We start from the raw sequence: 25,673 nt of genomic DNA on the forward strand, positions 1-25,673 counted from the left end.
AATTGTGAACGCTCCCGAGCAGAGCCTGCCCGTCACCTTCGCCGATGTGGAAGCCGCCCGCCCTATCGTCGCGGCGGCGGTGGTGCGCACGCCCACGCTCCGCTCGCCGAGCCTCTCCGCGCTCACGGGTGCCGATGTCTGGGTGAAGTTCGAGAATTTCCAGCTCACCTGCTCGTTCAAGGAGCGCGGGGCGGTCTCTAAGCTCGCCCGCCTCTCCGCCGAGGAGGCGGCACGGGGCGTGATCGCCATGTCGGCGGGCAACCACGCCCAGGCGGTGGCCTATCACGGCACGCGGCTCGGCATCTCCACCACCATCGTCATGCCGGAGACCACGCCCCAGGTGAAGGTGATGGCCACCGAGGCGTTCGGCGCGCGCATCGTGCTTCACGGAGAGACCGTGGGCGATGCCGAGCAGGAAGCCCGGCGCATCGCGGAGGTGGAAAAGCGGGTGTTCGTCCACCCCTATGACGACCCCTATGTCATCGCCGGCCAAGGCAGCGTCGGCCTGGAGATGATCGAGGATGGCGGCGCTTTCGACCAAATATTGGTGCCGGTGGGCGGCGGCGGGCTGATCTCCGGCATCGCCGTGGCGCTTCAGGCGCGGGCACCGCAGACCCAGGTGATCGGCGTCGAAGCCACGCTCTACCCCGCCATGCGCACGGTTCTGGACGGCGCGGAGCGGCCCTCCGGCGGGCCGACGCTGGCGGAAGGCATCGCGGTGCGCAACATCGGGAAAATCACCTCGCACATCGTCGCCCGGCTGGTGCCGCATATCGTTCTGGTCGAGGAAAGCGCCCTTGAGCGCGCCGTGAATGCCCTGCTCACCCTGCAAAAGACCGTGACGGAGGGCGCGGGCGCCGCCGGCCTCGCGGCGCTGCTGACCGAGCCGGAGCGGTTTCGGGGCAAGAAGGTGGGCCTGGTGCTGACCGGGGGCAACATCGATCCCCGCGTGCTGGCCGGCATCATGGTGCGTGAACTGGAGCGCGACCACCGGATCGTCTCGTTCCGCCTCACCATTCTCGACCGGCCCGGCATCCTGGGGCAGATTTCGACCCTGCTGGGCAAGCTGGGCGGCAATATCCTGGAGGTGCATCACCGGCGCACCTTCCTCGATGTGCCGGCGAAGGGCACGCGGGTCGATCTCACCGTGGAAACCCGCGACGAGGCCCATGCCATGGTGATCGAGGCGGCTCTTGGCGCCGAAGGGCTCCAGGTGCAGCGCCTCGGCACCGGCGGGGCCGAATGGTAGCCGCATCCCCGCCTTGAGGGCGCCGCACTCGCCCGCCATTTTAACGGCTGAGGAGTGTCGATCCATGAGTTACACGTCGCCGGAAAGCGGAAGTTTCGGGCAGTCCGCATCGGATCGCCCCTATGCCTTCGACCCGATTTCCCAGCCGGAATATTTCGAGGGCGTGCTGTCGCGCCGCTTGATGGCGTTCTGCATCGACGCCACCATCATCATCGCTCCGATCGTGATGCTGGCTTTCTTCATCTTCGTGTTCGGCATCATCACGCTGAGCCTGGGCTGGATGCTGTTTCCGGTGCTCGGCCCCGCGTTCGTGATCTGGGCCATCTGGTACAATGCCGTGACGCTCGGCTCCCCGGCCTCCGCGACGCTCGGCATGCGCGCCATGGGGCTTGAGATGCGCACCTGGTACGGCGCGCCGATGTATTCGCTGCTCGGCGCGGTGCATGCGGTGGCCTATTGGCTGTCCATGAGCATCTTCACGCCCTTCATCGTACTGGTGGCGCTGTTCAACGGGCGCCGCCGGATGCTGCACGATTTCGCGGTGGGCACCGTGCTGGTGAACAACGAAACCCGCGCCTCTGACCTGCGCCGCCAGCATTTTTGAGCGGCGGGTACGGAAACCTTTGACCGACTCGTCTACGGGAGCGATGCTGAGGTGATAGCCCTACGGGGAGACGCCTGGGTTTCAGTTCCGTGACCGAGCATTCGCGCGACACGCCGCAATTCTACCTGACGGCTCCATCCCCCTGCCCCTATCTGCCGGGCCGGGAGGAGCGGAAGGTGTTTACCCATCTGGTGGGTGAGCGCGCGCCCTCGCTCAACGACGTCCTGACCCAGGGCGGGTTCCGCCGCAGCCAGTCCATCGCCTACCGCCCGGCCTGCGAGGGATGCCGCGCCTGCGTCTCGGTGCGGATCTGCGTGGCGGATTTTCATGAGACCCGCAGCTTCCGCCGCATCCAAGCGGAGAATGCCGACCTGATCGGTACGCTGCGCCAGCCGGCGCCGACCTCCGAGCAATATGGCCTGTTCCGCTCCTACGTCACCGCCCGCCATGGCTCGGGCGGCATGGCTGATATGAGCGTGCTCGACTACGCCATGATGGTGGAAGACACCCACGTCGACACCAAGCTGATCGAATATCGCAAGCGCGGGCCGGACACACGCATCAACGGCAAGGGCGTCGGCGACCTGTTCGCGGTGGCGCTGACCGACGTGCTCGCGGACGGCCTGTCCATGGTCTATTCGTTCTACAATCCGAACATCGCCGCTCGTTCGCTGGGCACCTTCCTGATCCTCGATCACGTCGCCCGCGCCCGCGAAATGGGCCTGCCCTATGTCTATCTCGGCTATTGGGTTCAGGGATCGCGCAAGATGGATTACAAGAGGCGATTCCTTCCCCAGGAACGCCTTTCCCCGCATGGCTGGGAGCGCAGCGACGCCCCCGAACAGCCATTTCCGGGAATTGGCGCGCCACATCCCGAGACCGGCGGCTGATGAGTCAGTATTTCAATATCTTCCTCGGCGTGTTCGCTGCGTTGTTTCCGGTCGTCAATCCGCTCGGCGGCGCGCCGATCTTCTACCAGATCACCCGCGACATCCCGCCCGCGGCGCGCGCCGTCATGGCGCAGAAGATCGCGATCTACGGCTTCGTGCTGCTGCTCGGCTCGCTCATCCTCGGCTCCCACGTCCTGTCGTTCTTCGGCATCAGCATCCCGGTGCTGCGGGTCGCGGGCGGCATGGTGGTGATGGTCATGGGCTGGCAGATCCTGCACCAGGGCAACCCGACCCCCGACCGCGCCGACCACGAAAGCATCGATATCACCGGCATCGAGGACCAGGCGTTCTACCCAATCACCATGCCGCTCACCGTCGGCCCCGGCTCGATGGCGACCGCCGTGGCGCTGGGCGCCCAGGCGAGCGTGCGCAACACGGGCTCCAATCCGGTGGGCCTGTTCGATGCGATCGCGGCGATCCTCGGCCTGGTGGCGGTGGCCGCGACCATCTTCATCGCCTACCGCTACGCCTCGGAGATCGAGCGCGTGCTGGGCCGAAAGGGCACCAACATCCTGGTGCGCCTGTTCGCCTTCATCCTGCTGTGCATCGGCATCCAGATCCTCTGGACCGGCCTCAGCGAGTTGCTGGCAAGCGTGATCCACCCAACCGCGTGATCCACCCCGCCGATTACCGGGTCAGGGTGTCTTCCCCCGCCAGCCCGTGCCGCTGCCGCTCCAGAGCGGTGGCATAGGCGTGAAGCGCCTCCGCCTCGTCCAGCAGGCCCACGATCCTGCCGGTCTGCGCACTGTCCACCACCGCGAGCACGGGCGTGCCGGCGTTCTCGAACAGGCGAATGGCGTCCTGCACGTTCATGTCGGGCACCAGAACCCGGTCGCGGCAGATGGCGAGCGTGCCTGCGGCAGCCGCGCTGTCCGCGCCGTAGGTCATGATGAGGCGGATCAGGCCGGCATAGCGCCCGTCCCCGTCCGCCAGAGCCACCACCCGGTTGGCAACGTCCTTGAAGCGGGCGTGCAGGTCCCCGACCGAGCCGTCGGCGGAAAACACCGGCGGGTCGCGCCGCATCAGCCCTTGCACCGTCAGGTCGCGCAGGAGGCCGACATCATGGGCCCCGCGAATGCTCTCGCCGCGCAGATGCATGCGCCAGGTGGAGAAGGAATAGCCGAAGGTCAGGCGCACGGTGAGCGAACACACGATCGCCGCCGTGAGCACCACGCCTGAAATGGCGAGATTGCTGGTGGCTTCCAGCACCAAGAAGGTCATCGTCACCGGCCCGCCGACGATGCCCACCGCCAGCGCCGCCATGCCGACCACGGAGGCGATAACGGGATCGATGCCGAGCGCGGGCACGAGGATCAGGGCCACCCCGGCAAACAGCTTTCCGAGCATCGCCCCCATGAACAGCGCGGCGGAGAACAGCCCGCCGCGAAAGCCCGAGCCCAGACAGCAGGCGGCCGCCATGATCTTCAGCACCAGGACACCGAGCACCGCCATCGTCACACCGGCGCCGACCTGGATGTGAAGCGCCGCCTCGCCGCTGGAGAGCACCTGCGGCGACAGCAGCGCCAGCGCGCCCACGCCGAGGCCGCCGACCACGGGGCGCAGCGGCTGGGGAATGCCGGTCCAGGCGAACCCGCGCTCCACCTGCGTCATCAGGCGCATGATGCCGATCGCCACCGCCGCGCCCACCAGCCCCAGCACGATGAACACGAGATAGTCGACCGGCATGATCTCCGGCAGGTTCGGAATGATGATCGGCGTGCCAACAGCGCCCAGTTCGCGCGCCGAGAGATAGCCCAGCAGCGCCGCCGCCATCACCGGCGCGACGCTGGGGATGGCATAGACGCCGATGATCAGTTCAAACGCATAGAAGGCGCCGGACAAGGGCGCATGAAACGCCGCCGCGATGCCGCCCGCCGCGCCGCAGCCGACCAGAATGCGCATGTCGCTGCGCCGCAGGTTGAGCTTCTGCCCGATCAGCGAGGCAATGCCGGAGCCCCACTGGGTATAGCCCGCCTCCATGCCCACCGAGGCGCCGAAGCCGTTTCCCAGCACCGTCTGGCTGGAGAGGATCACACTGTCGAGCAGGGAAATGCGGCCGCCGGTCAGGGCATTGGCCTCGATCGGGTCGACCACCGGATTCGGCCGGAAACGGCGCACCACGAGAATATAGAGCCCGAGCAGCAGTCCCCCGAGGGCGGGCATGAAATACATATAGGGTGCGGTCAGCGTCGGCACGATGCTGAGGAAGCCGTCCGGGCCGGTGTTGAAAAGCAGCCGGTGCATGCCGTGGGCGGCAAGGCTCATGAGCGTGGCGCCGGCCCCCGCCAGCGCGCCGATCACACAGCCGAGCAGGACCAGGGACACTTCCCGCTGAAGCACCAGCCGCTCGAACAGGCGGCGTGTCCCGGCGCTTCCGGCCTCTCGCGGGGAAATCTCGAACACTTCGTCCCGCGCGCCCTCGCCCATGCCGTGCACCGTCCTGTGGAGCCTGCCAGTAGAGCCTGCCTATGCGAACTTATTGTTCCTCGGGAAGCCCTTGGGCGGCAGACGGCCGGATGTCGCGCGCTCGCCCTGCCAGTCGAGCAGCTCGTTGACGGTCCAGGTGCGGCCGGACGTATCTTCCCAGGTCAGGCCGTCCGCGCGGGTGAAGACCTTGATGTCGGAAAGTCCGCCTTCCTTGTAGCGCTGGAACCGCACGCCGCGACCGCGTGTCATCTCGGGCACCTGATTGAGCGGGAACAGCAGCAGCTTGCGATTGTCCCCGATGACGGCGACCGTATCGCCCAGCGCAGGCACCGCATTATAGGCCCGGTCCGGCAGTTCCACGGTCAACACCTGCTTGCCCTTGCGGGTGTTCGCGAGGCAATCGTCCTCGGCCACCACGAAGCCGCGCCCTTCGCGGGTCGCGATCAGCATGCGCGCGCCGGGCTGGTGGGTGAAGACGCGGACGATTTCCGCCTCCTGCTCCATCTCCACCATCAGGCGGATCGGCTCGCCATGGCCGCGCCCGCCGGGAAGCTTGGAGGCTTCCAGCGCGTAGAAGCGGCCATTGGAGGCGAACACCATGATCCGCGATGTGGTCTCCGCGTAAAACGCGTGGGCCAGCGTGTCGTCGCCCTTGAACTGCACGCCGGACAATTCCGGCACATGCCCCTTGAGGGCACGGATCCAGCCCTTGGCCGACACCACCACGGTGATCGGCTCACGCTCAACCAGGGCCTCGGTGAAGGCGTCCTCGTGGATTTCCGGTGCGGCGGCGAAGCTGGTGCGGCGGCGGCCGAGTTCGGTCTCGGGGCCATAGGCCTTGCGGGTCTCGCGGATTTCCTTGGCAATCGAGCGCCATTGCGCGGCTTCGGAAGCAAGCAGCTTGGCAAGCTGATCGTGCTCCTTGCTCAGCGCGTCATGCTCCTTGCGGATTTCCATTTCCTCAAGCCGGCGCAGGGAGCGCAGGCGCATGTTGAGGATGGCTTCGGCCTGGGTATCGGTGAGCGCGAAGGTCGCGATCAATGTCACCTTCGGCTCGTCCTCCTCGCGGATGATCCGGATCACCTCGTCGAGGTTGAGATAGGCGATGAGATAGCCGGCCAGGATTTCCAGGCGGCGCTCGATCTCGGCGAGGCGGTGGCGCGAGCGGCGTTGCAGCACATCGCGCCGGTGCGCCAGCCATTCGCGCAGCGCGTCGGCCAGGGACAGCACCTTGGGCACCTGCCCGCGCACCAGCACGTTCATGTTGAGCGAGACCCGCGCCTCAAGCTCGGTGAGCTTGAACAGGCTCTCCATGAGCACTTCCGGGTCCACTGTGCGGGCGCGCGGCTCCAGCACCAAGCGGATGTCCTCGGCGCTCTCGTCGCGCACGTCCGCCAGCAGCGGCAGCTTCTTGTCGGTCAGCAGCTCGGCGATTTTTTCCACCAGGCGGGATTTCGGCACGCCGTAGGGGATTTCCGTGATCACCACCAGATAGGTGCCGCGGCCGCTGTCTTCCTTGTGCCAGCGCGCCCGCACCCGGAACGAGCCGCGCCCGGTGGCATAGGCTTCCGCCACGCCCACCGGATCTTCCACCAGAATGCCGCCGGTGGGAAAATCCGGCCCCGGCACGAATTGCAGTAGCTCCGAGGCCGGCGCGGCGGGGTGCTCAAGCAAATGCAGCGAGGCATCCAGAAGTTCGGCGGCATTGTGCGGCGGGATCGAGGTCGCCATGCCCACCGCAATGCCCTGCGAGCCGTTGGCCAGCAGGTTGGGGAAGGCAGCGGGAAGCACGGCGGGCTCGTCTTCCGAACCGTCATAGGTGGGCCGGAAGTCCACCGCGTCCTCGTCGATGCCATCCAGCAGAAGGCTGGCGACGGCGGTGAGGCGCGCTTCGGTGTAACGCATGGCGGCGGCGTTATCGCCGTCCACATTGCCGAAATTGCCCTGCCCATCCACCAGCGGGTAACGCTGCGCGAAAGTCTGGGCAAGGCGCACCAAGGCGTCGTAGACCGACTGATCGCCGTGCGGGTGAAACTTGCCGATCACGTCGCCCACCACGCGGGCGCACTTCTTGAAGCCCGAACCGGGATCGAGCTTCAACTGGCGCATGGCGTGGAGGATGCGGCGGTGCACCGGCTTCAAGCCATCGCGCGCGTCCGGCAGGGCGCGGTGCATGATGGTCGATAGCGCATAGGCCAGATAACGCTCTTCGAGCGCGGTCTTCAGCTCGACTGGCTCGATGGCGCCGTCGCCGGGCGGAGTGGTGCGGGTAGCCATTTGCGTCGAGTAGCGCGATGCAGCGCGCCGCACAAGGCGCGCCGCGTGCCCATCACATAAGTGGCGCCGGTCTGCACAGCTTTGTCGTCAAGCCGCCCGGACTCCGCCTTAGGAATGAACAGAATATAACAATTCATAAAGACATCTGAACGCGTGTTCAAACTCTCTGTAGCGTAGCACCGCAATTCATACGCAGAATTCATGTTTTGATATTTGGTGGAACATAACACCGACATTCGAGCTTTTCATCTTCAGCCAAGCGCTTCGACGCGCCAATGCAGGCTCTGAAGGAGTAGGCAAATGAAACGACTTGTTGTTGCTATGTGTGGCGCCGCTGCGCTGGGTATCGCTTCTTTCGCGACCCAGGCGAGCGCCGCGCCGCTGACGCTGGTAAACCCGCTTCAGGGCTCGGATGTTTCATCGCAGGCCGAAAACGTTGCCTGGCGCCGGGTGTGTAATCCCCAGCGCCGCTGGATCAACGGGCATCGCGTGGTGGTCAACCGCTGTAGCAACGTGTGGGTCGGCGGTGGTCGCCCGGGTGGCCCGCGGTATGGCTATGGACCCGGCCCGCGCCCCGGCTATGGTCCCGGACCGCGCGTCGGCTACGCTCCAGGGCCGCGTCCCGGTTATTATTGATCGCGTCGCCGCATAGCGGCGATGAAAGCCGCGCGGGCGTCCGAAAGGACCAGCCCGCGCGGTTCCATGACTCGACGGGTCAGGAAATAGCCGGTCATCCTGAAGGCCTCCTCCAGTTCCGGCAAGGTCGGTTTCACCTGGGTTGCGATCAGGAAGGTCGGCAGCGGCAGCAGCTTGTCCGCGAACGGCGCCCCGGCTGAGGCTGAAACCGCCCGGCCGCTTCTCGGCGATACGAAAATCAGATCGTCCCGCGTACCGGTCGCCACGCAGGCATCGAGATCGAGCCCAAATCCCAGTTCGGCAAGCATGGCGACCTCGAACCGCGCCATGAGGATGGCCGCCGAGGCGGCATCCTCGAACGCGTCGAGCACCGCATCCAAGATGCCGAACAGGCCGGGATGGGGATCACGCTCCGCCAAGAGATGGATCAGGCTGGTGATATGGCTCACGCCATAAGCGCCGTGGGGATCGCGCATCAGCGCTTCGGCCCGCAGTTTCAGGGGCTCGACCACCAGCGTTCCCAACTGCTCGTCGAGCCGGGCGCGCCAGGTGATGGACAGGGTATTTCCCGGCTGGAGAAGCGGCGCCAGCCGCCGCGACATGCCCCCGCGCACGAGGCCCATGTGACGGCCGCGCGCATAGGTCATCAACTCGACGATCGCACTCCCCTCCCCGTGCCGTCGCACGCCGGTGACGATGCCTTCGTCGGTCCATTCCACGGCGGCGTCAGCCTCCCTTGGGGAATTCCAGGCCCATCTCGCGATACCGCTCCGGGTCGTCCGCCCAGTTCTCGCGCACCTTCACGAACAGGAAGAGATGCACCTTCTGTTCGACGATCTCGGCGATTTCCGCGCGCGAATCCGAGGAGATTCCCTTGATGGTGGAACCGCCCTTGCCCAGCACGATCTTGCGCTGGCTTTCGCGCTCGACATAAATCGTCTGCTCGATCCGCACCGACCCGTCGCGCAATTCCTTCCAGGATTCGGTTTCGACGGTGGAGCGGTACGGCAGTTCGTCGTGCAGGCGGTGGAACAGCTTCTCCCGCGTCACTTCCGCCGCCAGCATGCGCATGGGGGCATCGGTGATCTGGTCTTCGGGATAGAGCCAGGGACCGGCCGGCACATTGTTCGCGAACCAGGCCTTCACATCGTCCACGCCATCGCCCTTGGTCGCGGAGATCATGAACACCTGCTCGAACGAGAGGCGGGTGGTGAGTTCGCTGGTCAGCGCCAGCAGGGTGTCGCGGCGGATCAGGTCGATCTTGTTGAGGATCAGCGCGCGCGGGCGGCGCACCTCCGAAAGCGGCTTCAGCAGGGCCTCGATGTCGGCATCGATGCCCCGGTTCGCGTCCACCAGCAAAGCGACGAGGTCGGCGTCCGACGCGCTGGTCCAGGCGGTGGAGACCATGGCGCGTTCCAGCCGCCGGCGCGGCGAGAAGATGCCCGGCGTGTCCACCAGCACAATCTGCGCGGCGCCCTCGATGAGAATGCCGCGCACGATGGCGCGGGTGGTCTGCACCTTATGGGAGACGATCGAGACCTTGGTGCCGACCAGTGCATTGGTCAGCGTGGACTTGCCCGCATTGGGCGCGCCCAGCAGCGCGACGAAGCCGCAGCGCGTCTCGCCCCTGGGGACCGGCATGAGGGGGGTGACGACTTCGGGCGCCCCATCCTCATCCTCGTCGTCGTCCTCATCTTCGTCGTCGAAATCCTCGTCTTCGAGGCCTTCTTCGAGAGTGTCGTCCTCAGGGACCTCTTCGGCGGGGTCGCGGCCGTCGACGTCGTGATCCTTCTGGCCGTCGGGAAGCTCGTCCCACGCGGTCATATCCTGGTCCTCGCTCATGCCTCGCTCCTTTCCGAAACGCCCTCACGAGCGAGAAAGGCGGCGGCTGCCGCCTTCTGGGCTTCCTGCTTGGAGGACCCAGCGGCCTCCGCGCTTTCGAGCCCCGGCAATTCTACGCTGATAATGAAGCGCGGCGCATGGTCTGGTCCACTGCGCGACACTTCGCGGTATGCGGGCGGCGGCAGGCCGCGGCCCTGCGCCCATTCCTGAAGCACCGTCTTGGGGTCGCGCAGCGGCCGCCGGGGGGCTTCAAGACGGGTGCGCCAGAATTTTTCCACCAGAACGTGGGCCGCCTGATAGCCGCCGTCCATGAACACCGCCGCCACCACCGCCTCGGCCATGTCGGCGAGGATGGTGCGGCGATTGCGGGCGCCGGACTGCGCCTCGCCCTGCCCGAGCCGCATGAACGCGCCGAGCCCCATGTCTTCGGCGACCTCCGCGCAGGCTTCTTCCCGCACCAGATCGGCGAGACGGCGCGAAAGCTCGCCCTCCTCGGCCACCGGGAAGGCCTCGAACAGCATGTGCGAGACGATGCTGCCGAGCACATGGTCGCCGAGAAACTCAAGCCGCTGGTAGGAGCGCAGGCGCGGCGCCTCGCCCTTCACCGCGCTGATGTGGGTCAGCGCGCGTTCCAGCAGGCTCTTGTCGGTGAAACCGTAGCTGATCCTCGCTTCGAGCCCGGCGAGATCTTCCCCGACCAGGTTCATCGGACCATCGTGAAGAGGCGCGCCCAGCGCACGGTCCACGGCCAAGTCCAGATTTGCCAGGCCGCCGCATGCTCCTCCACCGAGAAGAAGATGATCTGCGCCTTGCCGATCAGGTTCTCGAACGGCACGTAGCCCACCTGGCTCAGCACCCGGCTGTCGGCCGAATTGTCCCGGTTGTCGCCCATCATGAAGAAATGGCCGGGCGGGACATTGTAGACCTGGGTGTTGTCGTAGAAGCCGTTGTCGACGATATCGAGCGTCTCGTAGGAGACCCCGTTCGGCAGCGTCTCCTTCCAGCGCTTGACGGGGACGACACGGCCCGAGCCGTCGTCCTCCATCACGTCCGACAGCCGCTCGCGCTTCACCGGCACGCCGTTGATGTTCAGCACGCCCTCGATCATCTGGATCTTGTCGCCGGGCATGCCGATCAGGCGCTTGATGTAGTCGGTCTCATTGTCCTTGGGCAGCTTGAACACCACCACATCGCCCCGGTTCGGCTCGGACGCGAAGATGCGGCCGGAGAACAGATTCGGCGAAAACGGGATGGAGAAGCGGGAATAGCCGTAGCTGAACTTGGAGACGAACAGATAGTCGCCGATCAGCAACGTGTCCTTCATCGATCCGGAGGGGATGTTGAAGGGCTGAAACAGCAGGGTCCGGATCACCAGCGCGATAAGCAGCGCATGGACGATCACACGAACGGTTTCGAGGAAACCGCCGTCCTTCTTGGAGTCGCTTGTCGCAGTCATTGAATTCCCGGAAAGTCCCTTGGCCGTCGCCGCTGATCGTGCCGCACGCGGCCTTATCACTGTGCCCGGATCCAACGGACATCACGCCAAATCGATCCACGCGGTGGCATTTCTATAGACGCTTCATGCAGGCCCGGCAACGCGCCGAACCGCATGGCTCATGGCGGGTGCTGCCTCAACCAAGCGCACCGGCCTACCCCTAAGGCATGCCGCGCGTCACCCTTTCGTGGCCTCCATGAGCCCCTCGGGATCGGCATTGAAGCAGGAGCGCATGACGCCGAGGGCATCGAGATTGCCGTCGCGATAGCTCACCTGACCCACATGGAACCAGGTGTCGAAGATCTGGTGGGCGCGCACGTTCTCGTATCCCGGCACGAAACCGGTGCGCACCGGAGCGGGCACGAATTCGGTTTCGTCGAAGTGCCGGTAGAGCGTGGTCCACATGCGCCCGCCGGTGTCCAGGCCCAGCATCCGGTCGGTGCCGAAGTTGATCTTCGACACGGGAATCTGGTCGAGATCGAACAGCGAATAGCCCGGCCAGAGATACCAGGCGCGCGAGCGCCCGTGCCGCTGGACGTAGCCGTAGCACCCCTGCGTGGCGAGATGCCCCAGCATGTCATCCGGCGCCAGCGGCACGAGATCATGATCCAGGGTCGCGAACCGGCGCACCCCGGCGGGCAGGATCAGGTTGCGCAGAATCCAGTTGAGCGCGGTCGCGTGCGAGCGCGAGGAAAACCGCTTGATCAGCGGCGCGCGCGGCAGGCGGATGTAGATGCGCCCGGCCCGCGCGCAGAATTCGCGAATCTTTGGCGGCGCCGACGGGTCATCGGAATTGTCGCAGACCACCAGCGGCACGTCGGGCAGGAAGCGCGCCATGGCGTCGGAGAGAAGGGAGATCGCCGAGGGCACGTTGAACGCGACGGTGAAGGCGACAAGCGGCGCGTCGAGATCGCGGATCGCCTGGACCACCTTGGCCTGATCGGGGGCGCGCTGCCGGTGATGGATGGCGTCGAGCAGCTTGTAGCGCAGATGAAACAGGCTTTGCTGGACGGTGCCGGCAAGAAACACGTCTCGAAATTTAAGGCGACTCACCCGTTCAGGCTCCCGTGAGCTGCCCTACTCCGGCGACCGTCGCTCCGCGCTGATGATGACATACGCGGCACACAGCGGCCCCTCGTCGGTAAGGCTGAGTTCGATATACGCCTCATATCCGGGCGGAACCATGGCCTTTAGACGCTCAGCCGCCCCACCGGTGAGCTTTAGCGTGGGCTTTCCCGAGGGAAGGTTTTCCACCCCCATGTCGCGCCAGAACACACCGTGGCTGAGCCCGGTGCCCAGCGCCTTCGAGCAGGCCTCCTTGGCGGCGAACCGCTTGGCATAGGTTTCCACCCGCCGCGCGCGCTTGTCCGCCTTGGCCCGCTCGGCGGGAGTGAAGACGCGATCAAGGAACCGGTCGCCGAACCGCTCGATGGATTTGGCGATGCGCCGGGCATCGCAGAAGTCGGTGCCGAGGCCGATAATCACGCCACAGTCTCCACGTTGGGATGCACGCGCGAATGGGCCGGCGAACCGGCGCGGCCCTGGGCGATGGCCGCGCGCATGCGCCCGATCACGGCCTCAAGCCCGGCGAAAATCGCCTCGCCGATGATGAAATGGCCGATATTCAGCTCGACGATCTCCTCGAACCCCGCGATTAGCTCCGCCGAGGCATAGTCGAGCCCGTGGCCGGCGTGGACTTCGAGACCAAGGCCGGCGGCCTGGGCGGCGCCCGCCCGCAGCCGGCGCAATTCCGCCTCGGCTTCCACGCTCTCGCCCGCCGCGCGGTAGTCGCACCACGCGCCGGTGTGCAGTTCCACGATGTCGGCGCCAAGCGCGTGCGCCGCCTCGATCTGGCGCGGGTCCGCCGCGATGAACAGCGAGACGCGAATGCCGGCATCCCTGAGTTTCGCGATCCTCGGCTTCAGGTCCGCGCTCTGGCCGGCGGCGTCGAGGCCGCCTTCGGTGGTGCGCTCCTCGCGGCGCTCTGGCACGAGGCAGCAGGCGTGGGGCGCGGTCTGAAGCGCGATTGCCACCATCTCGTCGGTTGCCGCCATCTCGAAATTCAGCGGCAGCGCAATTTCGGCCTTGAGGCGCGCCATGTCGGCATCGCGGATATGGCGGCGGTCCTCGCGCAGATGGGCGGTGATGCCGTCCGCGCCGGCGGCCTTGGCAAGCAGGGCGGCGCGCACCGGGTCGGGCAAGGCGCCGCCGCGCGCGTTGCGCACCGTGGCGACGTGATCGATGTTCACTCCAAGCCGCACCGGCGAGATGCCGCGCATGACCACACTCCCGAAAATTCAGCCGTTGGACCGCTCGACGCTGGACACCACCGCCCGGCCGCGCAGGTCCGACATGATGCCGTTGAGATGCCGGAGATCGAAGACCCCGACATCTATCACCATTTCCGTGAAGTCCGGCGAGCGCGAACGCATCACGATGCCTTCAATATTGCCGTTTCGCTCGGCGATGGCGGTCGCGACCTGGGCCAGGGAGCCCGGCTCGTTCACCGCCGTCAACACGAGTTGCGCGGGGAAACGCCCCTCGCTCAATTCATCCACGTCCCACCGCACATCGAGCCAGTGTTCGGGCGTGTCCTCGAAATTCTGAAGATCGCGCGACTGTATCGGATAGATGGTGATCCCCTCGCCCGGTGTCAAAATCCCGACGATGCGGTCTCCCGGCACCGCACCGCCCTTGGGGGCGAAGCGCACCGGCAGTTCGCCGGTAATGCCGCGAATTGGGATGGAGGGCTCCGTAGAGTCATCGCTGGTCTCGGGAATCTTGAACTTGAGGTTCTGCCCCTTCTTCAGCTCGAACCACCCCTCCCCGTTCGGCGCCTTGTTGGTGCCGGCGCGATCTTCCGAGCGCGGCGCGCTCCAATCGGGATGGATGGCGCGGATCAGGTCGTCGGTCTTGATCTCGCCCCGGCCCACCGCCGCGAACACGTCATCAAGCGAGGTCCGGGCGAGGCGCGGCATGCCCTTGGCCAGCGCGTCTTCCGAGAACACCTTGCCGGCGCGCGCGAATGAGCGCTCGGCGATCTTGCGGCCGAGCCCGGCATATTGCGCGCGCACCGCGGTGCGGGTCGCACGGCGCACCGCCGCGCGGGCCTTGCCGGTAACGGCGATGGTTTCCCAGGCGCCGGGAGGGGTCTGCGCCTTCGAGGTGATGATCTCCACCTCGTCGCCGTTCTTCAATTCCGATACCAGGGGTGCGACGGTGCCGTTGATCTTGCAGCCCACCGCCGTGTTGCCGACGTCGGTATGCACCGCATAGGCGAAATCGATCGGCGTCGCGCGGCGCGGCAGGGCGATCAGGCGGCCCTTCGGCGTGAAGCAGAACACCTGGTCGTGGAACAGCTCGAGCTTGGTGTGCTCCAGGAACTCCTCGGGGCTCAGCCCCTGGGACAGGTTCTCGATGGTCTTGCGCAGCCAGGCATAGGCTCGGCTTTCGTTGGACAGGATGATCGGCGCGGCGCCCGACTCGTCCTTGTAGAGCGCGTGGGCGGCGATGCCGTATTCGGCGATGTCGTCCATGTCCTGGGTGCGGATCTGCAATTCCACCCGCTGGCGCTTGGGGCCGATCACCGTGGTGTGCAGCGAGCGGTAGTCGTTGGGCTTCGGCGTGGAGATGTAGTCCTTGAAGCGCCCCGGCACGATGGGCCATGTGGTGTGGACGACGCCGAGCGCGTGGTAGCAATCGTCCACCGAGCCGACGATGACGCGGAAGCCATAGAGGTCGGACAACTGCTCAAAGCCGATGGCCTTGCGCTCCATCTTGCCCCAGATGGAATAGGGCCGCTTCTCGCGCCCCTTCACCAGCACCTTGATATTCCTGAGCGAAAGTTGGGACTGAAGCTCGCGCTCGATTTCCTGCACCAGCGACCCGTTGCGCTCGCGCAGTTCGGCGACGCGCACAGTGATGGAGGCATAGGCCTCCGGCGACAATTGCCGGAAACACAAATCCTCCAATTCCTCGCGCATGTCCTGCATGCCCATGCGGGCGGCAAGCGGGGAATAGATATCGATGGTTTCCTGGGCGACGCGGTCGCGTTTTTCCTGCGGCACGTACTTCAGCGTGCGCATGTTGTGCAGGCGGTCGGCGAGCTTCACCAGCAGCACCCGCACATCGTCGGCGATGGCGAGGAGCAGCTTGCGGAGGTTTTCCGCCTGCTTGGCCTGCTTGGACACGAGGTCCAGCTTCTTGATCTTGGTGAGGCCCTCCACCAGTTCGGCGATCTGCTTGCCGAACAGGCGCTCGATCTCCGCCTTGGTGGCGCCGGTGTCCTCGATGGTGTCGTGCAGCAGCGCGGCGACGATGGTCGCGTCGTCCAGTTGCAGGTCGGTGAGGATCGCCGCGACTTCGAGCGGGTGGGAGAAATAAGGGTCGCCGGACGCACGCACCTGGGTGCCGTGCGCCCTCATGGCGTAGACATAAGCGCGGTCGAGCAACGCTTCGTCGGTGTCTGGATTATACCGGCGAACGCGGTCGACAAGCTCGTACTGGCGCATCATGGCCGAACGGACCGCCGCAGGATTGCGGGAGCCGGAGGCCCCCTGGAACATCCCTCAAGGATATCACCACCGGGCGGTATGAAGGCAAGGCGGAACCGCGCCCTGCGCCAAAATGCATAGCTGCTTCAAGGCAGAAGCAGAGTTGCCCCCGAGGTGGCCCGCGCCTCCAAGTCGCGATGCGCCTTCTGCGCATCCTTCAGCGCATAGGTCTGGTGGATCGGAATCTTCACCGCCCCCTTGATGACCATTTCGAACAGATCATTGGCCGTGGCGAGCAGATCGGCGCGGGTCGAGATGTGGGTGCCCAGCGTCGGACGGGTCGCGAAAAGCGAGCCTTTCTGCGACAGCAGCAGCAGATCAAAATTCTTGATGGCGCCCGAGGCATTGCCGAACGTCACCCAAAGTCCGCGCGGCTTCAGGCAATCCAGCGAAGCCGGATAGGTGTCCTGGCCCACCCCGTCATAGACCACGTCGCAGCACTTGCCGCCGGTGATTTCCTTCACCCGGTGCACGAAATCCTCTTCGCGATAGAGGATCACCTCGTCGCACCCATTGGCGTAGGCAAGCTCCGCTTTTGCCTTGGAGCCCACCGTGCCGATCACCTTGGCGCCCAGCGAATGGGCCCATTGCGAGAGAATCAGCCCCACCCCTCCGGCGGCCGCCTGGATCAGGATGGTGTCGCCGGGCTTCACCTCATAGGTCTTGCGCACCAGATATTGCGCCGTCATGCCCTTCAGCATCATCGCCGCCGCCGTGCGGTCGTCGATGGAGGCCGGCAGATGCACCAGCGACGCCGCCGCGATGTTGCGCACCTCGGCATAGCCGCCGATGGCCGAGGCGTAGGCGACCCGGTCGCCGGCATGGAAATCATTCACATGGTCGCCCACGGCGACCACCGCTCCCGCACCTTCGTTGCCCAGCACGAACGGCATTTCCGGCGCCTTGTAGAGGCCCGAGCGCAGATAGGTGTCGACGAAATTCAAGCCGATGGCGGTCTGGCGAATCTGCACCTGCCCCGGACCGGGCGGAGGGAGGTTCACATCCTCGTAGGTGAGAACCTCGGGACCGCCGTGTTTGTGAATCCTGACCATGCCGACCATTGGCGTCGCCTCCAAAGCATTTGGCGGGATGATAGGGACTGACGGCGGGCCGGCAAGCATCCTCTGTGGGGCCGCTGGTGCGGCACCCGGCCTGACGCACATTCGCCCGACCATGGGCTATGATGGCGAGGAATTGCCGATGGAGGCCGAAGGTGAGCAACACGCTGGAATGTGACGTCGCCGTCGTCGGCGCGGGACCCGCCGGGCTTTCCGCCGCCCTCGGGCTCGCCCGCAACGGCGTGCGCACCATCCTGGTCACAGGACCGGAGCGGACCAACGACCACCGCACCACCGCGCTCATGGAAGGCTCGGTCCGCTTCCTGACCTCGCTCGACCTCTGGGACCGCCTCGCCCCCCACACCGCCCCCCTGCGGGACCTGCGCATCATCGACGCCACCCGCCGACTGGTGCGCGCGCCCGAGGCGCTGTTCCGGGCCAGCGAGATCGGTCTGGAGGCATTCGGCCATAATATCGAGAACGACATTTTGCGGCGGGAACTGATGGACGCGGCGCGCGCCACCCCGGGTCTACATCTGGTCCATTCGTCGGCTGTAGATCAGCGGGTTGGCGATGGCGACGTGCGGGTAGATCTGGACGATGGCGGACGCCTTGTCGGGCATCTGGTCATCGCTGCGGACGGTCGCAATTCCCGCATGCGGGAGGCCGCCGGCATCCGGATGCGCACCCGCGCCTACCCCCAGGTCGCCCTGACTTTCACCGTCCGCCACGGCCGGCCGCATGAGGATATCTCCACCGAATTCCACACGGAAACCGGGCCTTTCACCCTGGTTCCGCTGCCCGGCGGGCGCTCCAGCATCGTCTGCGTGGTCAGCGAAAAAGAGGCCATCCGCTTGCTCGGACTGGATAATTCCGCCCTTGCCCGCGAGCTGGAACGGCGTGCGTCCTCACTTCTGGGCGCCTTTGAGCTGGACGAAGGACGAGGCGCCTTCCCCCTCGCCGCCGAGACCGCCGAGCACCTGACCGCTCCCCGCTTGGCCCTGATCGCGGAAGCCGCCCACGTCATGCCGCCCATCGGCGCCCAGGGCCTCAACCTCGGCCTGCGGGATGCCGCCACCATCGTCACCCTGGCCAGCGAAACCCTTGCGGCGGAACAGGATCCGGGCAGCGAAACCCTGCTCTCCCGCTATTCATCCGACCGCCAGCGCGACATCCGAACACGGATGACCGCAGTCGATATCCTCAACCGCTCGCTCCTCTCAGACCTCGTTCCAGTTCAAGGACTTAGGGGTCTCGGGCTTTATCTGATGGGCAATATCGGCCCGCTGCGGCGCGGCCTCATGCGGCTCGGCGCGGGCCTGCGGGCGGCCTGACTCTCACCAGAAACCGTGCAACGGCAACAGGTGCTGCTGAAGCAGGTAAAGCACCCCCGTCACCGTCAACACCGAGGTTACGGTGCCCAGAAGCACCGCCGCCGAGGCTTGCTCCACATAGACATTGTACTGCCGCGCCAAGACGAACGAATTGAGCGCCGGCGGCAGGCAGGCCATCAGCACACCGGTCTCCACCCAGGACCGGGACACGCTGGCCAGCGTGGTGAGGGAGATCAGCGCGATCACCGGATGGACGATGAGCTTGATCCCCAGCAGCGGCACAAGCTCCGGCGGCGCTTTTCCGAGAGGCCGCAACGCAACGGTGACGCCCAAGGTGAACAAGGCACAGGGCGCGGCGGCATTCTTCAGGAAATCCAGCATCCGCTCCACCGGCTCGGGTGCGCGGAACTCCAGCCAAGCTGCCAGGATGCCGAAGAAAGTCGCGATGTTGAACGGGTGCGTCACCACCCGCTTCACCACCAACAGCAAGGTCGACCCCAGCGACCCGCGCCCCGACTGCACCGCCATGAGCAGCGGCACCAAGGTGAAGAAGAACATGCTGTCACAAGCGAAAATCAACGCCGCCGGCGTCGCTGCGTCTTGGCCCAGGGCCGCCAAAGTCAGGCCTGGGCCCATATATCCGACGTTGGCATAGGCTCCGATGGTGGTGGCGATGGCCGCCTCGCCGATATTCCCGCGCCTCAGCCAAAGACTGAGCAGCAGCGCCAGCATCGCGGTGAGCGAGGTGGAGACCACCACGGCGAAGATGAAGCCCGGATTGACCAGTTCGGCGAACGGGGTCTGGGCGACAATCCGATAGAACAAAGCCGGCAGGGCGAGATAGATGATGAAAAACGAGAGCCACGCCAGCCCGGCCTCAGGCAGCTTGGCGAAGCGCCCGCAGGCATAGCCAAGGAAGATCAGGCCGAAAAACGGAAAGACCAGGCCAAAGAGGTTCGACATCTGAAACCGCGCTGGAAAAAGCACCCCCTGAATATGTGAACGGAGCAGGATTCTCTACCTCTCCGACAATGACCACCCGCGCAGCGCAGCCGCCGTAACGAGATGCGAAAGATCAAACCGATGAGCACCGCAGACGAAATCGAGATCCGCCCGCTGGAAAACGACCAGCATGCCGACTGGTATCCACTCTGGCGCGGCTACCAGGCCTTCTACAAGGTCGATATCCCCGCCGACGTTTCCGAAGTGACATGGACGCGCCTGCTTGATTCCAACGAGCCGATGGCCGGCGCACTCGCCTGGAAGGGCACGCGCGCGGTCGGCCTCGTGCATTATATCCGTCACCGGTCCTGCTGGACGGTCGGCGACTATTGCTACCTTCAGGACCTCTTCGTTGATGGCACCATCCGAGGGGCGGGAATCGGCCGTGGACTGATCCAGCATGTGTATGCGGAGGCTGAACGCCTCGGCTGCTCCCGCGTTTATTGGCTCACCCATGAGACCAATACGTCTGCCATGAAGCTCTACGAGCAGGTCGGGGATCGCTCGGGTTTCGTTCAATACCGCCATTTATTGGGCTGAAACGGGGGCCGGTGCGACACGTCGAGGAAATCCTCAACACGCCCTTGAATCGAAAACATCATCAGCGTAAGTTCCGCCCTCGCTTCGGCGCCCCGGCGTCCGTTGAGCATGCAGCTGTAGCTCAGTTGGTTAGAGCGCCGGTCTGTGGATCCGGAGGTCGGTGGTTCGAGACCACCCAGCTGTACCATCCACTTTTGTTGAAAAATCAAGAACTTAGCTTAAACAGCCGCGCAAAACGCGGGGCTGTTAAGGGCCCCTGCCCTGCAATCCGCTTTCGTTGGTTTTCAACGGTTTCCAACTGCTTCCAAAATCTCCGTGCAACACGGATGCAACACGGAATCGGGGAGTTCCTCGCCGACGGCGACACGGCAGGCGGTGCAGGCGTCGCGCTGAAGGCTGGCGCAGGGGATGTGCTAAGGCCGGAGCAGCTAAGCGCAGAAAATGATGGATAATCGAAAGATCCACCCATGGAGCAGCTGGGGCTGGATTTCTCAGCCTGCTCCGTTCCGCTTCATGTGCTCATTCGGAGGCACTGGCTTTATGAATGTCTAAAAACATTATTGGATTTTCACGCTCGTGATTTGCGGGCGTGTCCAGAAACGTGAACCCACATTTTCTGGAATAAAAGTCGACGGCCTCTTTCTTTGCGTCCACGATAATAAACCGACATCCAACATGAGGAGCGATTATATCGGCGACAAAACCGATCGACAATTTTACGAGGCCTTCTCCAATCCCTTTTCGACTATGCTTTTGATCCACGGCCAAGCGGGCTATCTTAACCGCTGGACAGTGATCATATTGGAAATCCATACCCGCGAGATGGTGTTGGATCGGAGCGTCGGAAACTATTTCCCCACAAACAATGGAAATATATCCGATTATTTTGTCAGGTTTTTCAGCCTGAAACGCGATGTAGGTTTTTGCGAGATTGTTTTGGTGAAATTTAATTGCCCGCTTTTGAAGGAATATTTTAAGCGGTTGGTATCTGGAATCGCCAAGAGAAAGCCCGGTGACTTTATCACCGGGCTTAATATGCCTAATCGAGAATTCCGAATTATTTTCCGGCACGTTTCAGTGGCATAGTGATAGTGCCGCCCTCGTGGCGGAATCGGCGCGACATTTCTGTACCGGTTTTAACGGCTTCAACGCCCGCAGCCTTCGGCTTGCCATAGGTTACTTGAGCTTTAAATTTAGCGGCGTCAGCGTCGGTAAGCGTCACTCGACCGAATGTTTGAGAGTGAATTGCCATATCCAGACCCTCCTTGGTCGTGTGGATTATCATAATGTGATAAAATAAGGAGAAATGACCGCACCGTCAATTAAATGGGATAAATTCAATATTAAATTAAATCGACCATCAAAAATGGGCCAGGAAAATGGGGAAAATAATATGGGACGGTCAGCTGCCGGAGGCCTGAGGTAGCACGGTTAGGGGTAAGGTATGGTCCAGCCATTATTTTTGGCGCCACTCCTTATGCCCCTTTCGCACCCGGCGCCGGAAGGAGGCTTATGAGGCGCTGCATCCCGAGGCTCGGCACGGCGCCGACCAGCGCACGAGAGGAGTGGACAAGTTGTCCACTCTTTCTCCGAGGACCAAGCGGCGAAGACGGGCGTCGATGCCAGGACAGTTCGGCGCGACGCCGAGCCATGGCGAAGAAGGTTGAGCCTTCGGGTCTTGAGCACAAGCATGCGAGCTAGGGACGAATCGTGCCGGCCTGCCTTAACACCAAGGCGTAAGTTTCTGCTGTGCATATCGAGTCAATCCCCGATATTCTTTCCGGCAGGCATAAATAGTGAACATCGGGTAAAATTAGGCGCTTTTCCCCAGATATAGTGGGGACGGACTCCCGCCGTCGTCGTTGAACTGATACTGGTAGAATTGTGATTCGGCATACCTGACCACAGCGAGCGTCGCCTTGTTCTTCATCGTCTTCGGGCGATGATCGCTCGAAGGAGAACCGGCTTTGTCCGGTGCTCGTGGAAAGGGAGAAGGACATTGCGTCCCTCTTGTCCAGTTCACATGCCCGTACGGGTGCGCTGGTATCGGCGTTTCCGCTTTGGGCGCTGGGAGTGGGTCTGTTCCCACTGCCGCGGACTGCCCAGCCATTGAGGCTAGACAGCCCGCATGCGTGTGCTGGCTAGGGCAAATGGATTGCGCCCCATCCCTAGGCCGGCCTCTCGGACGTCAGCGGAAACGCTGGCGTCCATTCATTTGATTAGACATCCCTGATCGTCATTCGTTCCACGTTTTCGTGTCGAACGTGACGCCTCGTTCGTTATTTATTCGCGCACTCTACACACACGTTTGCGTCCCACGCAACTTTTTGACTCACTAGAATCCAACTTAAAAAAGTTGGATGTCGTTTTGACGCGGCTATTTTTAAATCTGGCTTGCCTGCTGAAGTTGGCCAGAAATCGCTGTCGGATTTTTAAAAGGTCGCTAGTGCGAAGACCAGCCTCCCCCCTCACCCAAACAGTTCCTCGGGCATCAGCGTGATGAACCGCGTGCCATCGTTCGCCATGGCCCGTCCCACAGCCATGATCGACGCCACAGCGGGATCGATCCTGTCGGTGGACTTGGACTTGTTCGGCCTCCGATTGCCTGCGGCGTCGGTGTCGAGCACGACGTTGCCGACGGCCCACCGCAGCAGCGGATTGCCGCCGTGCACGAGGCGGCGCTCGAACATGGCCCGCTCGAACGCGTTGATGGCCGGCGTGTAGATGCTGAAATTCTGCCGGAACTCGACGACGGGCAGGCCTTCCTCATCCAAGCGGCGCATCATTTCGCCTGCCGCGTATCGGTCAAATGCGATTTCTTGCACTGCGAATTGGTCGCACAGGCTGCGCACGTAATCCTCCACCACGTCGCGGTCGACGATATCGCCGGGGCACGGTGTCAGGTGTCCCTGTTCCACCCACAAAGGATAAGGCGCGCCATCCACGTCGGCGCGTCGCCGCACGCCTGCCTCTGGTGCGAAGCTCTGCACATGGAGCGCGAAACGCCCGTCCGATAGCTCGATGGCGGCCGCAACGGCGGTCAGGTCGGTCTGCCGGGACAGGTCAACGCCGATCCAAGCGCGGGAATGGCGCAGCGCGTGTAGATCCACCGGCTCGGCGCCCTCGTCCCAGATGGCCATATCCCAGGCGGGCTCCGCAGCGCCGTCGAGCCAGACGTTAAGATGAAGCTGGCGAAACATCTCCCGGTCTGCGGGGCGGTGCTCGGCCTCACGAACCATCTGCCGGAGGCCGGCGAGATCCGGATACGGCGGCGTGCATGACAGGCCAGGGTTCACCCGATGCCACAGCGCCTCGTCGCGCCAGTCGTCGTCAGGGCCTGCCTCGAACAGGATAGGCAGGAAACTCTCGTCCTCGATGGCGCCCAGAGCCACCTGGCGAGCGTACGAATACATATCGTACGCCACGTTCTCGCGCCCGACGCCGGCTGTCGTGATGACCGCCAACAGCGAGCCGGGGGTCTTCACGAGGCCGGTTTTGATGGCGTCCCACAGGTCACGCTTTTTCCAAGCATGAAGCTCATCGACCAGGGCGAACACGGGTGTGCGGCCATGGGCGGTCGCGGCGTCGGCCGACATGGCACGATAGAACGCACTGCTCTTACGGTGTGTGATGCGGGACTTCGTGTCCTGCACTTGAAACGCTTCCACCAGGCGGGTGTGGGCGCCGATAACGCCCTTCATTTCGTCCAGGGCAATGCGGGCCTGATCGCGATCGACGGCGGCGGACACCACCTGCGAACCGGGAATCCGCTCGGGTCCGAGGTGGAGCATGCACAGGGCCGCGCCCAACGTCGTCTTGCGGTTGCCGCGCGGGATGAGGGCGAACACCGTCTTGATCCGCCTGGTGCCGTCTGGCAGCGTGTCGCCGTACACCTTCCGAACCAAGCGTTCCTGCCAGCGGTCCAACTGAAACTGTCGGTTCGGCGCGGTGCTTTTCGGGTGCCGCAGAGCCCGCAGGAAGGTGACGGCTCGCTCGCCCTTGCCGTGCGGGTCCGGAATGGGGGAATCGTCGAACAACCACTCGGGGTGGCTAGACGTCCCCGAGGCCATCATCTGGGTCATTGCCGGCGCCTCCGCCCTTGTTCTTGCTGCGCGAGGCCGGCGTGCCTCCAAGCTCCACCAGCAGCCGGCGGGCGGCTTCCTGGTGCTCCTTCAGAATCGCCGTTGCAGGGTGCCGCTTCGGGCCTTGAGCCGACATGAAGGTCATGCCCTCACGCTGGATGACCTCTTCGGCCTCGCGGATGCGGGCGACTGATACGCAGTAGCTTTCCACGGACTGAAGCTCATGCGCGGCCAACTTCCTGTCGGCCACCAGTTGCGGGACGATGCGGCGCCATTCAGCTTTGCCATGCGGTGGGAGCCATGCGGGTGCCGGCGGCGCGATGCTGATGGCGCCGTCAACGGCGGTGATTTCCGCCTTACGTCCGCGTGCCATCAGCCGCCTAGCCTCGTGCATCGAAGCTCCATGGCGCGGCGTCGACCGATGTGCTTGATTTCCCGCACCTCGAAGGTAGCGCCGTTCATGCGGACCTTATGGCCAATGCTCACGGCGTCGGTGTACCGGATGCGGAAAGTGGTCTCAGTCTCGGGGTATCGGCCAATCTCCGGCTGGCGTTCGTCGGAGACGCTACGCTGCAGCACCTGGGCACGGGGCTGGACGTGGCTCGTCCATTCCTCGACACCCTTGCCGGATGCCGTGGACCATTTGGAATCGCCAATGTCGATTGTGGTGTCGAGCTTGCCGGCGCGCATTACTCGGCGCCCGTAAAGTAGGCCCGGCGAGCGGCGATGACGTCGCGCACCGAAAGCGGCAGAGTGGCGACGGTGAGGCCCACAACCACGGCTTCACGGTTTTCGTAGAGGCTGGCAGCGAGCGACATGATCGCCTCTTGGATATCCGCGGGGATGACATCGAAGCGGTCCTCGAGCTCGTAGCCGAGCCAGCTTTCTATATGGCGCTGCGCTGCGTCGAGCTTGATGTCGACGAGCAAGTCGTCTGCCTCATCGACAATGCCGAGATGCCGCTTAGCGGCAGCCAGGGGTACAACAGACATAGAGGTGCCCTTCTGCCGCCAATTGGACGGCGCTGGAATGTGAATTAGGGTGTATTGCGAAGCAGGAGGCATGGGTGGTGCCGGCCCCTTGGGGGCAAGTCGGCGACCACCCCCGGGCTCAGGCGCGCTTAAGGGCCCTGCCGAAGGCCTGGGTGCGAGCCGTGATGGCCGAATGGCATGACCGGCACAGGCACATCAGGTTCGAGGGCACCAGCCTCAGGTCCGGCCTCTCGCGCACCGACTGGATGTGGTGCACCTCGGTCGCAGGCGCTGGACAGCGGTCGCAGGTGGGTTGCTCTGCCAACATGACCTTACGTAATGCTCGCCACTCTGAGGCGTAACCGCGACCGGCAGGCGATGGGCGGCGCTTATCCGCCTCGATGATGCGGGCCCGCTTGTCGGCGATCTGGCACACGCAGAGGGTGCCTTTCTCGACCAAACGGCCGCACGCGCAAAGACGTTTCATGGTTGCTCCGAATAGAGGGGCCAGCAGCATTGCTGCCGCTGGCCCGGTGAGCCCTTGGCCCCTAGGAAAGGCTGGTGCTCGCGACCTTTCCCGCCTTGTCCCCTCTCAAAGAAGTGGCGCCAGGGAGGCGGGATTTCCGTTGTTGGGCAGGCCGCTAAGTGCCCTC

At 64.3% G+C, this 25,673-nt stretch carries 26 protein-coding genes and 1 tRNA gene; 8 read left to right on the plus strand and 19 right to left on the minus strand.

Annotated elements, in window-relative coordinates:
* Position 1: 1 nt before the first annotated feature.
* The 4 genes from ADADO0_RS20125 to ADADO0_RS20140 all read left to right on the plus strand — a co-directional run bounded on the left by ADADO0_RS20125 (position 2) and on the right by ADADO0_RS20140 (position 3,417).
* Complete coding sequence (locus ADADO0_RS20125; protein WP_511307234.1) at positions 2 to 1,249, plus strand: threonine ammonia-lyase; 1,248 nt, start codon at positions 2 to 4, stop codon at positions 1,247 to 1,249.
* A gap of 64 nt (positions 1,250 to 1,313) precedes the next feature.
* Entirely contained in the window at positions 1,314 to 1,853 is a 540-nt protein-coding gene (locus ADADO0_RS20130; protein WP_511306977.1) for an RDD family protein, read from the plus strand.
* Positions 1,854 to 1,942: 89 nt separating this feature from the next.
* Positions 1,943 to 2,743, plus strand: a complete 801-nt coding sequence (locus ADADO0_RS20135) for an arginyltransferase (protein WP_511306978.1) — start codon at positions 1,943 to 1,945, stop codon at positions 2,741 to 2,743.
* Positions 2,743 to 3,417 carry a MarC family protein gene (locus ADADO0_RS20140; protein ID WP_511306979.1) on the plus strand — a complete coding sequence of 225 codons (675 nt, stop codon included), beginning with the start codon at positions 2,743 to 2,745 and terminating at the stop codon, positions 3,415 to 3,417. Before ADADO0_RS20135 ends, ADADO0_RS20140 begins: the two co-directional genes overlap by 1 nt.
* A 13-nt stretch (positions 3,418 to 3,430) precedes the next feature.
* On the opposite strand, the gene ADADO0_RS20145 is transcribed toward ADADO0_RS20140, so the two are convergent.
* Together ADADO0_RS20145 and parC are read right to left on the minus strand one after the other, a co-directional pair.
* Positions 3,431 to 5,230, minus strand: coding sequence for a chloride channel protein (locus ADADO0_RS20145; RefSeq protein WP_511306980.1), 1,800 nt, complete (start codon positions 5,228 to 5,230; stop codon positions 3,431 to 3,433).
* A gap of 39 nt (positions 5,231 to 5,269) precedes the next feature.
* On the minus strand, positions 5,270 to 7,507 hold the full coding sequence (parC, locus tag ADADO0_RS20150; RefSeq protein WP_511306981.1) for a DNA topoisomerase IV subunit A: 2,238 nt from the start codon (positions 7,505 to 7,507) through the stop codon (positions 5,270 to 5,272).
* A 300-nt stretch (positions 7,508 to 7,807) separates the two neighbouring features.
* Between parC and ADADO0_RS20155 the strand changes: the two genes are divergently transcribed.
* On the plus strand, positions 7,808 to 8,143 hold the full coding sequence (locus tag ADADO0_RS20155; protein WP_511306982.1) for a hypothetical protein: 336 nt from the start codon (positions 7,808 to 7,810) through the stop codon (positions 8,141 to 8,143).
* On the opposite strand, the gene recO is transcribed toward ADADO0_RS20155, so the two are convergent.
* The 9 genes from recO to ADADO0_RS20200 all read right to left on the minus strand — a co-directional run bounded on the left by recO (position 8,137) and on the right by ADADO0_RS20200 (position 17,094).
* On the minus strand, positions 8,137 to 8,862 hold the full coding sequence (gene recO / locus ADADO0_RS20160) for a DNA repair protein RecO (protein ID WP_511306983.1): 726 nt from the start codon (positions 8,860 to 8,862) through the stop codon (positions 8,137 to 8,139). The genes ADADO0_RS20155 and recO overlap by 7 nt on opposite strands.
* Positions 8,863 to 8,869: 7 nt before the next feature.
* Entirely contained in the window at positions 8,870 to 9,784 is a 915-nt protein-coding gene (era, locus tag ADADO0_RS20165; protein WP_511307235.1) for a GTPase Era, read from the minus strand.
* Between the two features lie 197 nt (positions 9,785 to 9,981).
* Positions 9,982 to 10,692 carry a ribonuclease III gene (gene rnc / locus ADADO0_RS20170; protein WP_511306984.1) on the minus strand — a complete coding sequence of 237 codons (711 nt, stop codon included), beginning with the start codon at positions 10,690 to 10,692 and terminating at the stop codon, positions 9,982 to 9,984.
* Positions 10,689 to 11,441, minus strand: coding sequence for a signal peptidase I (lepB, locus tag ADADO0_RS20175; RefSeq protein WP_511306985.1), 753 nt, complete (start codon positions 11,439 to 11,441; stop codon positions 10,689 to 10,691). The genes rnc and lepB overlap by 4 nt, the downstream gene beginning before the upstream one ends.
* Positions 11,442 to 11,657: 216 nt before the next feature.
* Entirely contained in the window at positions 11,658 to 12,533 is an 876-nt protein-coding gene (locus ADADO0_RS20180; protein ID WP_511306986.1) for a glycosyltransferase family protein, read from the minus strand.
* 24 nt (positions 12,534 to 12,557) lie between these two features.
* The gene (acpS, locus tag ADADO0_RS20185) at positions 12,558 to 12,965 is read right to left on the minus strand and encodes a holo-ACP synthase (protein ID WP_511306987.1); all 408 of its coding nucleotides are present in this window, start codon (positions 12,963 to 12,965) and stop codon (positions 12,558 to 12,560) included.
* Positions 12,962 to 13,759 carry a pyridoxine 5'-phosphate synthase gene (locus ADADO0_RS20190; protein ID WP_511306988.1) on the minus strand — a complete coding sequence of 266 codons (798 nt, stop codon included), beginning with the start codon at positions 13,757 to 13,759 and terminating at the stop codon, positions 12,962 to 12,964. The genes acpS and ADADO0_RS20190 overlap by 4 nt, the downstream gene beginning before the upstream one ends.
* 18 nt (positions 13,760 to 13,777) lie before the next feature.
* A complete protein-coding gene (locus ADADO0_RS20195) occupies positions 13,778 to 15,994 on the minus strand; it encodes a RelA/SpoT family protein (protein ID WP_511307236.1) in 2,217 nt (738 codons plus the stop codon).
* A 125-nt stretch (positions 15,995 to 16,119) separates the two neighbouring features.
* Positions 16,120 to 17,094: a quinone oxidoreductase family protein gene (locus tag ADADO0_RS20200; RefSeq protein ID WP_511306989.1), complete on the minus strand. Its 975-nt coding sequence runs from the start codon at positions 17,092 to 17,094 to the stop codon at positions 16,120 to 16,122.
* 152 nt (positions 17,095 to 17,246) lie between these two features.
* Between ADADO0_RS20200 and ADADO0_RS20205 the strand changes: the two genes are divergently transcribed.
* Positions 17,247 to 18,425: a UbiH/UbiF family hydroxylase gene (locus tag ADADO0_RS20205; protein WP_511306990.1), complete on the plus strand. Its 1,179-nt coding sequence runs from the start codon at positions 17,247 to 17,249 to the stop codon at positions 18,423 to 18,425.
* Between the two features lie 3 nt (positions 18,426 to 18,428).
* Here ADADO0_RS20205 and ADADO0_RS20210 read toward each other — a convergent pair whose 3' ends face one another.
* Positions 18,429 to 19,388 carry an AEC family transporter gene (locus ADADO0_RS20210; RefSeq protein WP_511306991.1) on the minus strand — a complete coding sequence of 320 codons (960 nt, stop codon included), beginning with the start codon at positions 19,386 to 19,388 and terminating at the stop codon, positions 18,429 to 18,431.
* 120 nt (positions 19,389 to 19,508) lie between these two features.
* Between ADADO0_RS20210 and ADADO0_RS20215 the strand changes: the two genes are divergently transcribed.
* Positions 19,509 to 19,967: a GNAT family N-acetyltransferase gene (locus tag ADADO0_RS20215; protein ID WP_511306992.1), complete on the plus strand. Its 459-nt coding sequence runs from the start codon at positions 19,509 to 19,511 to the stop codon at positions 19,965 to 19,967.
* 110 nt (positions 19,968 to 20,077) lie between these two features.
* Positions 20,078 to 20,154 (plus strand) — tRNA-His (locus tag ADADO0_RS20220).
* A gap of 332 nt (positions 20,155 to 20,486) precedes the next feature.
* On the opposite strand, the gene ADADO0_RS20225 is transcribed toward ADADO0_RS20220, so the two are convergent.
* The 7 genes from ADADO0_RS20225 to ADADO0_RS20255 form a co-directional block, all read right to left on the minus strand.
* A complete protein-coding gene (locus ADADO0_RS20225; protein WP_511306993.1) occupies positions 20,487 to 21,038 on the minus strand; it encodes a GNAT family N-acetyltransferase in 552 nt (183 codons plus the stop codon).
* Entirely contained in the window at positions 21,025 to 21,219 is a 195-nt protein-coding gene (locus ADADO0_RS20230) for a hypothetical protein (RefSeq protein ID WP_511306994.1), read from the minus strand. Before ADADO0_RS20230 ends, ADADO0_RS20225 begins: the two co-directional genes overlap by 14 nt.
* Before the next feature lie 1,216 nt (positions 21,220 to 22,435).
* Positions 22,436 to 24,049: a terminase large subunit gene (locus ADADO0_RS20235; RefSeq protein ID WP_511306995.1), complete on the minus strand. Its 1,614-nt coding sequence runs from the start codon at positions 24,047 to 24,049 to the stop codon at positions 22,436 to 22,438.
* Positions 24,018 to 24,422: a phage terminase small subunit P27 family gene (locus ADADO0_RS20240; protein ID WP_511306996.1), complete on the minus strand. Its 405-nt coding sequence runs from the start codon at positions 24,420 to 24,422 to the stop codon at positions 24,018 to 24,020. Before ADADO0_RS20240 ends, ADADO0_RS20235 begins: the two co-directional genes overlap by 32 nt.
* Positions 24,422 to 24,739: a phage head closure protein gene (locus ADADO0_RS20245; protein WP_511306997.1), complete on the minus strand. Its 318-nt coding sequence runs from the start codon at positions 24,737 to 24,739 to the stop codon at positions 24,422 to 24,424. The genes ADADO0_RS20240 and ADADO0_RS20245 overlap by 1 nt, the downstream gene beginning before the upstream one ends.
* Positions 24,739 to 25,041, minus strand: a complete 303-nt coding sequence (locus ADADO0_RS20250; protein WP_511306998.1) for a head-tail connector protein — start codon at positions 25,039 to 25,041, stop codon at positions 24,739 to 24,741. Before ADADO0_RS20250 ends, ADADO0_RS20245 begins: the two co-directional genes overlap by 1 nt.
* Before the next feature lie 118 nt (positions 25,042 to 25,159).
* Complete coding sequence (locus tag ADADO0_RS20255) at positions 25,160 to 25,507, minus strand: HNH endonuclease signature motif containing protein (protein WP_511306999.1); 348 nt, start codon at positions 25,505 to 25,507, stop codon at positions 25,160 to 25,162.
* Positions 25,508 to 25,673: the final 166 nt, after the last annotated feature.

The organism is Aquabacter sp., assembly GCF_965279295.1.
Lineage (GTDB): Bacteria > Pseudomonadota > Alphaproteobacteria > Rhizobiales > Xanthobacteraceae > Aquabacter.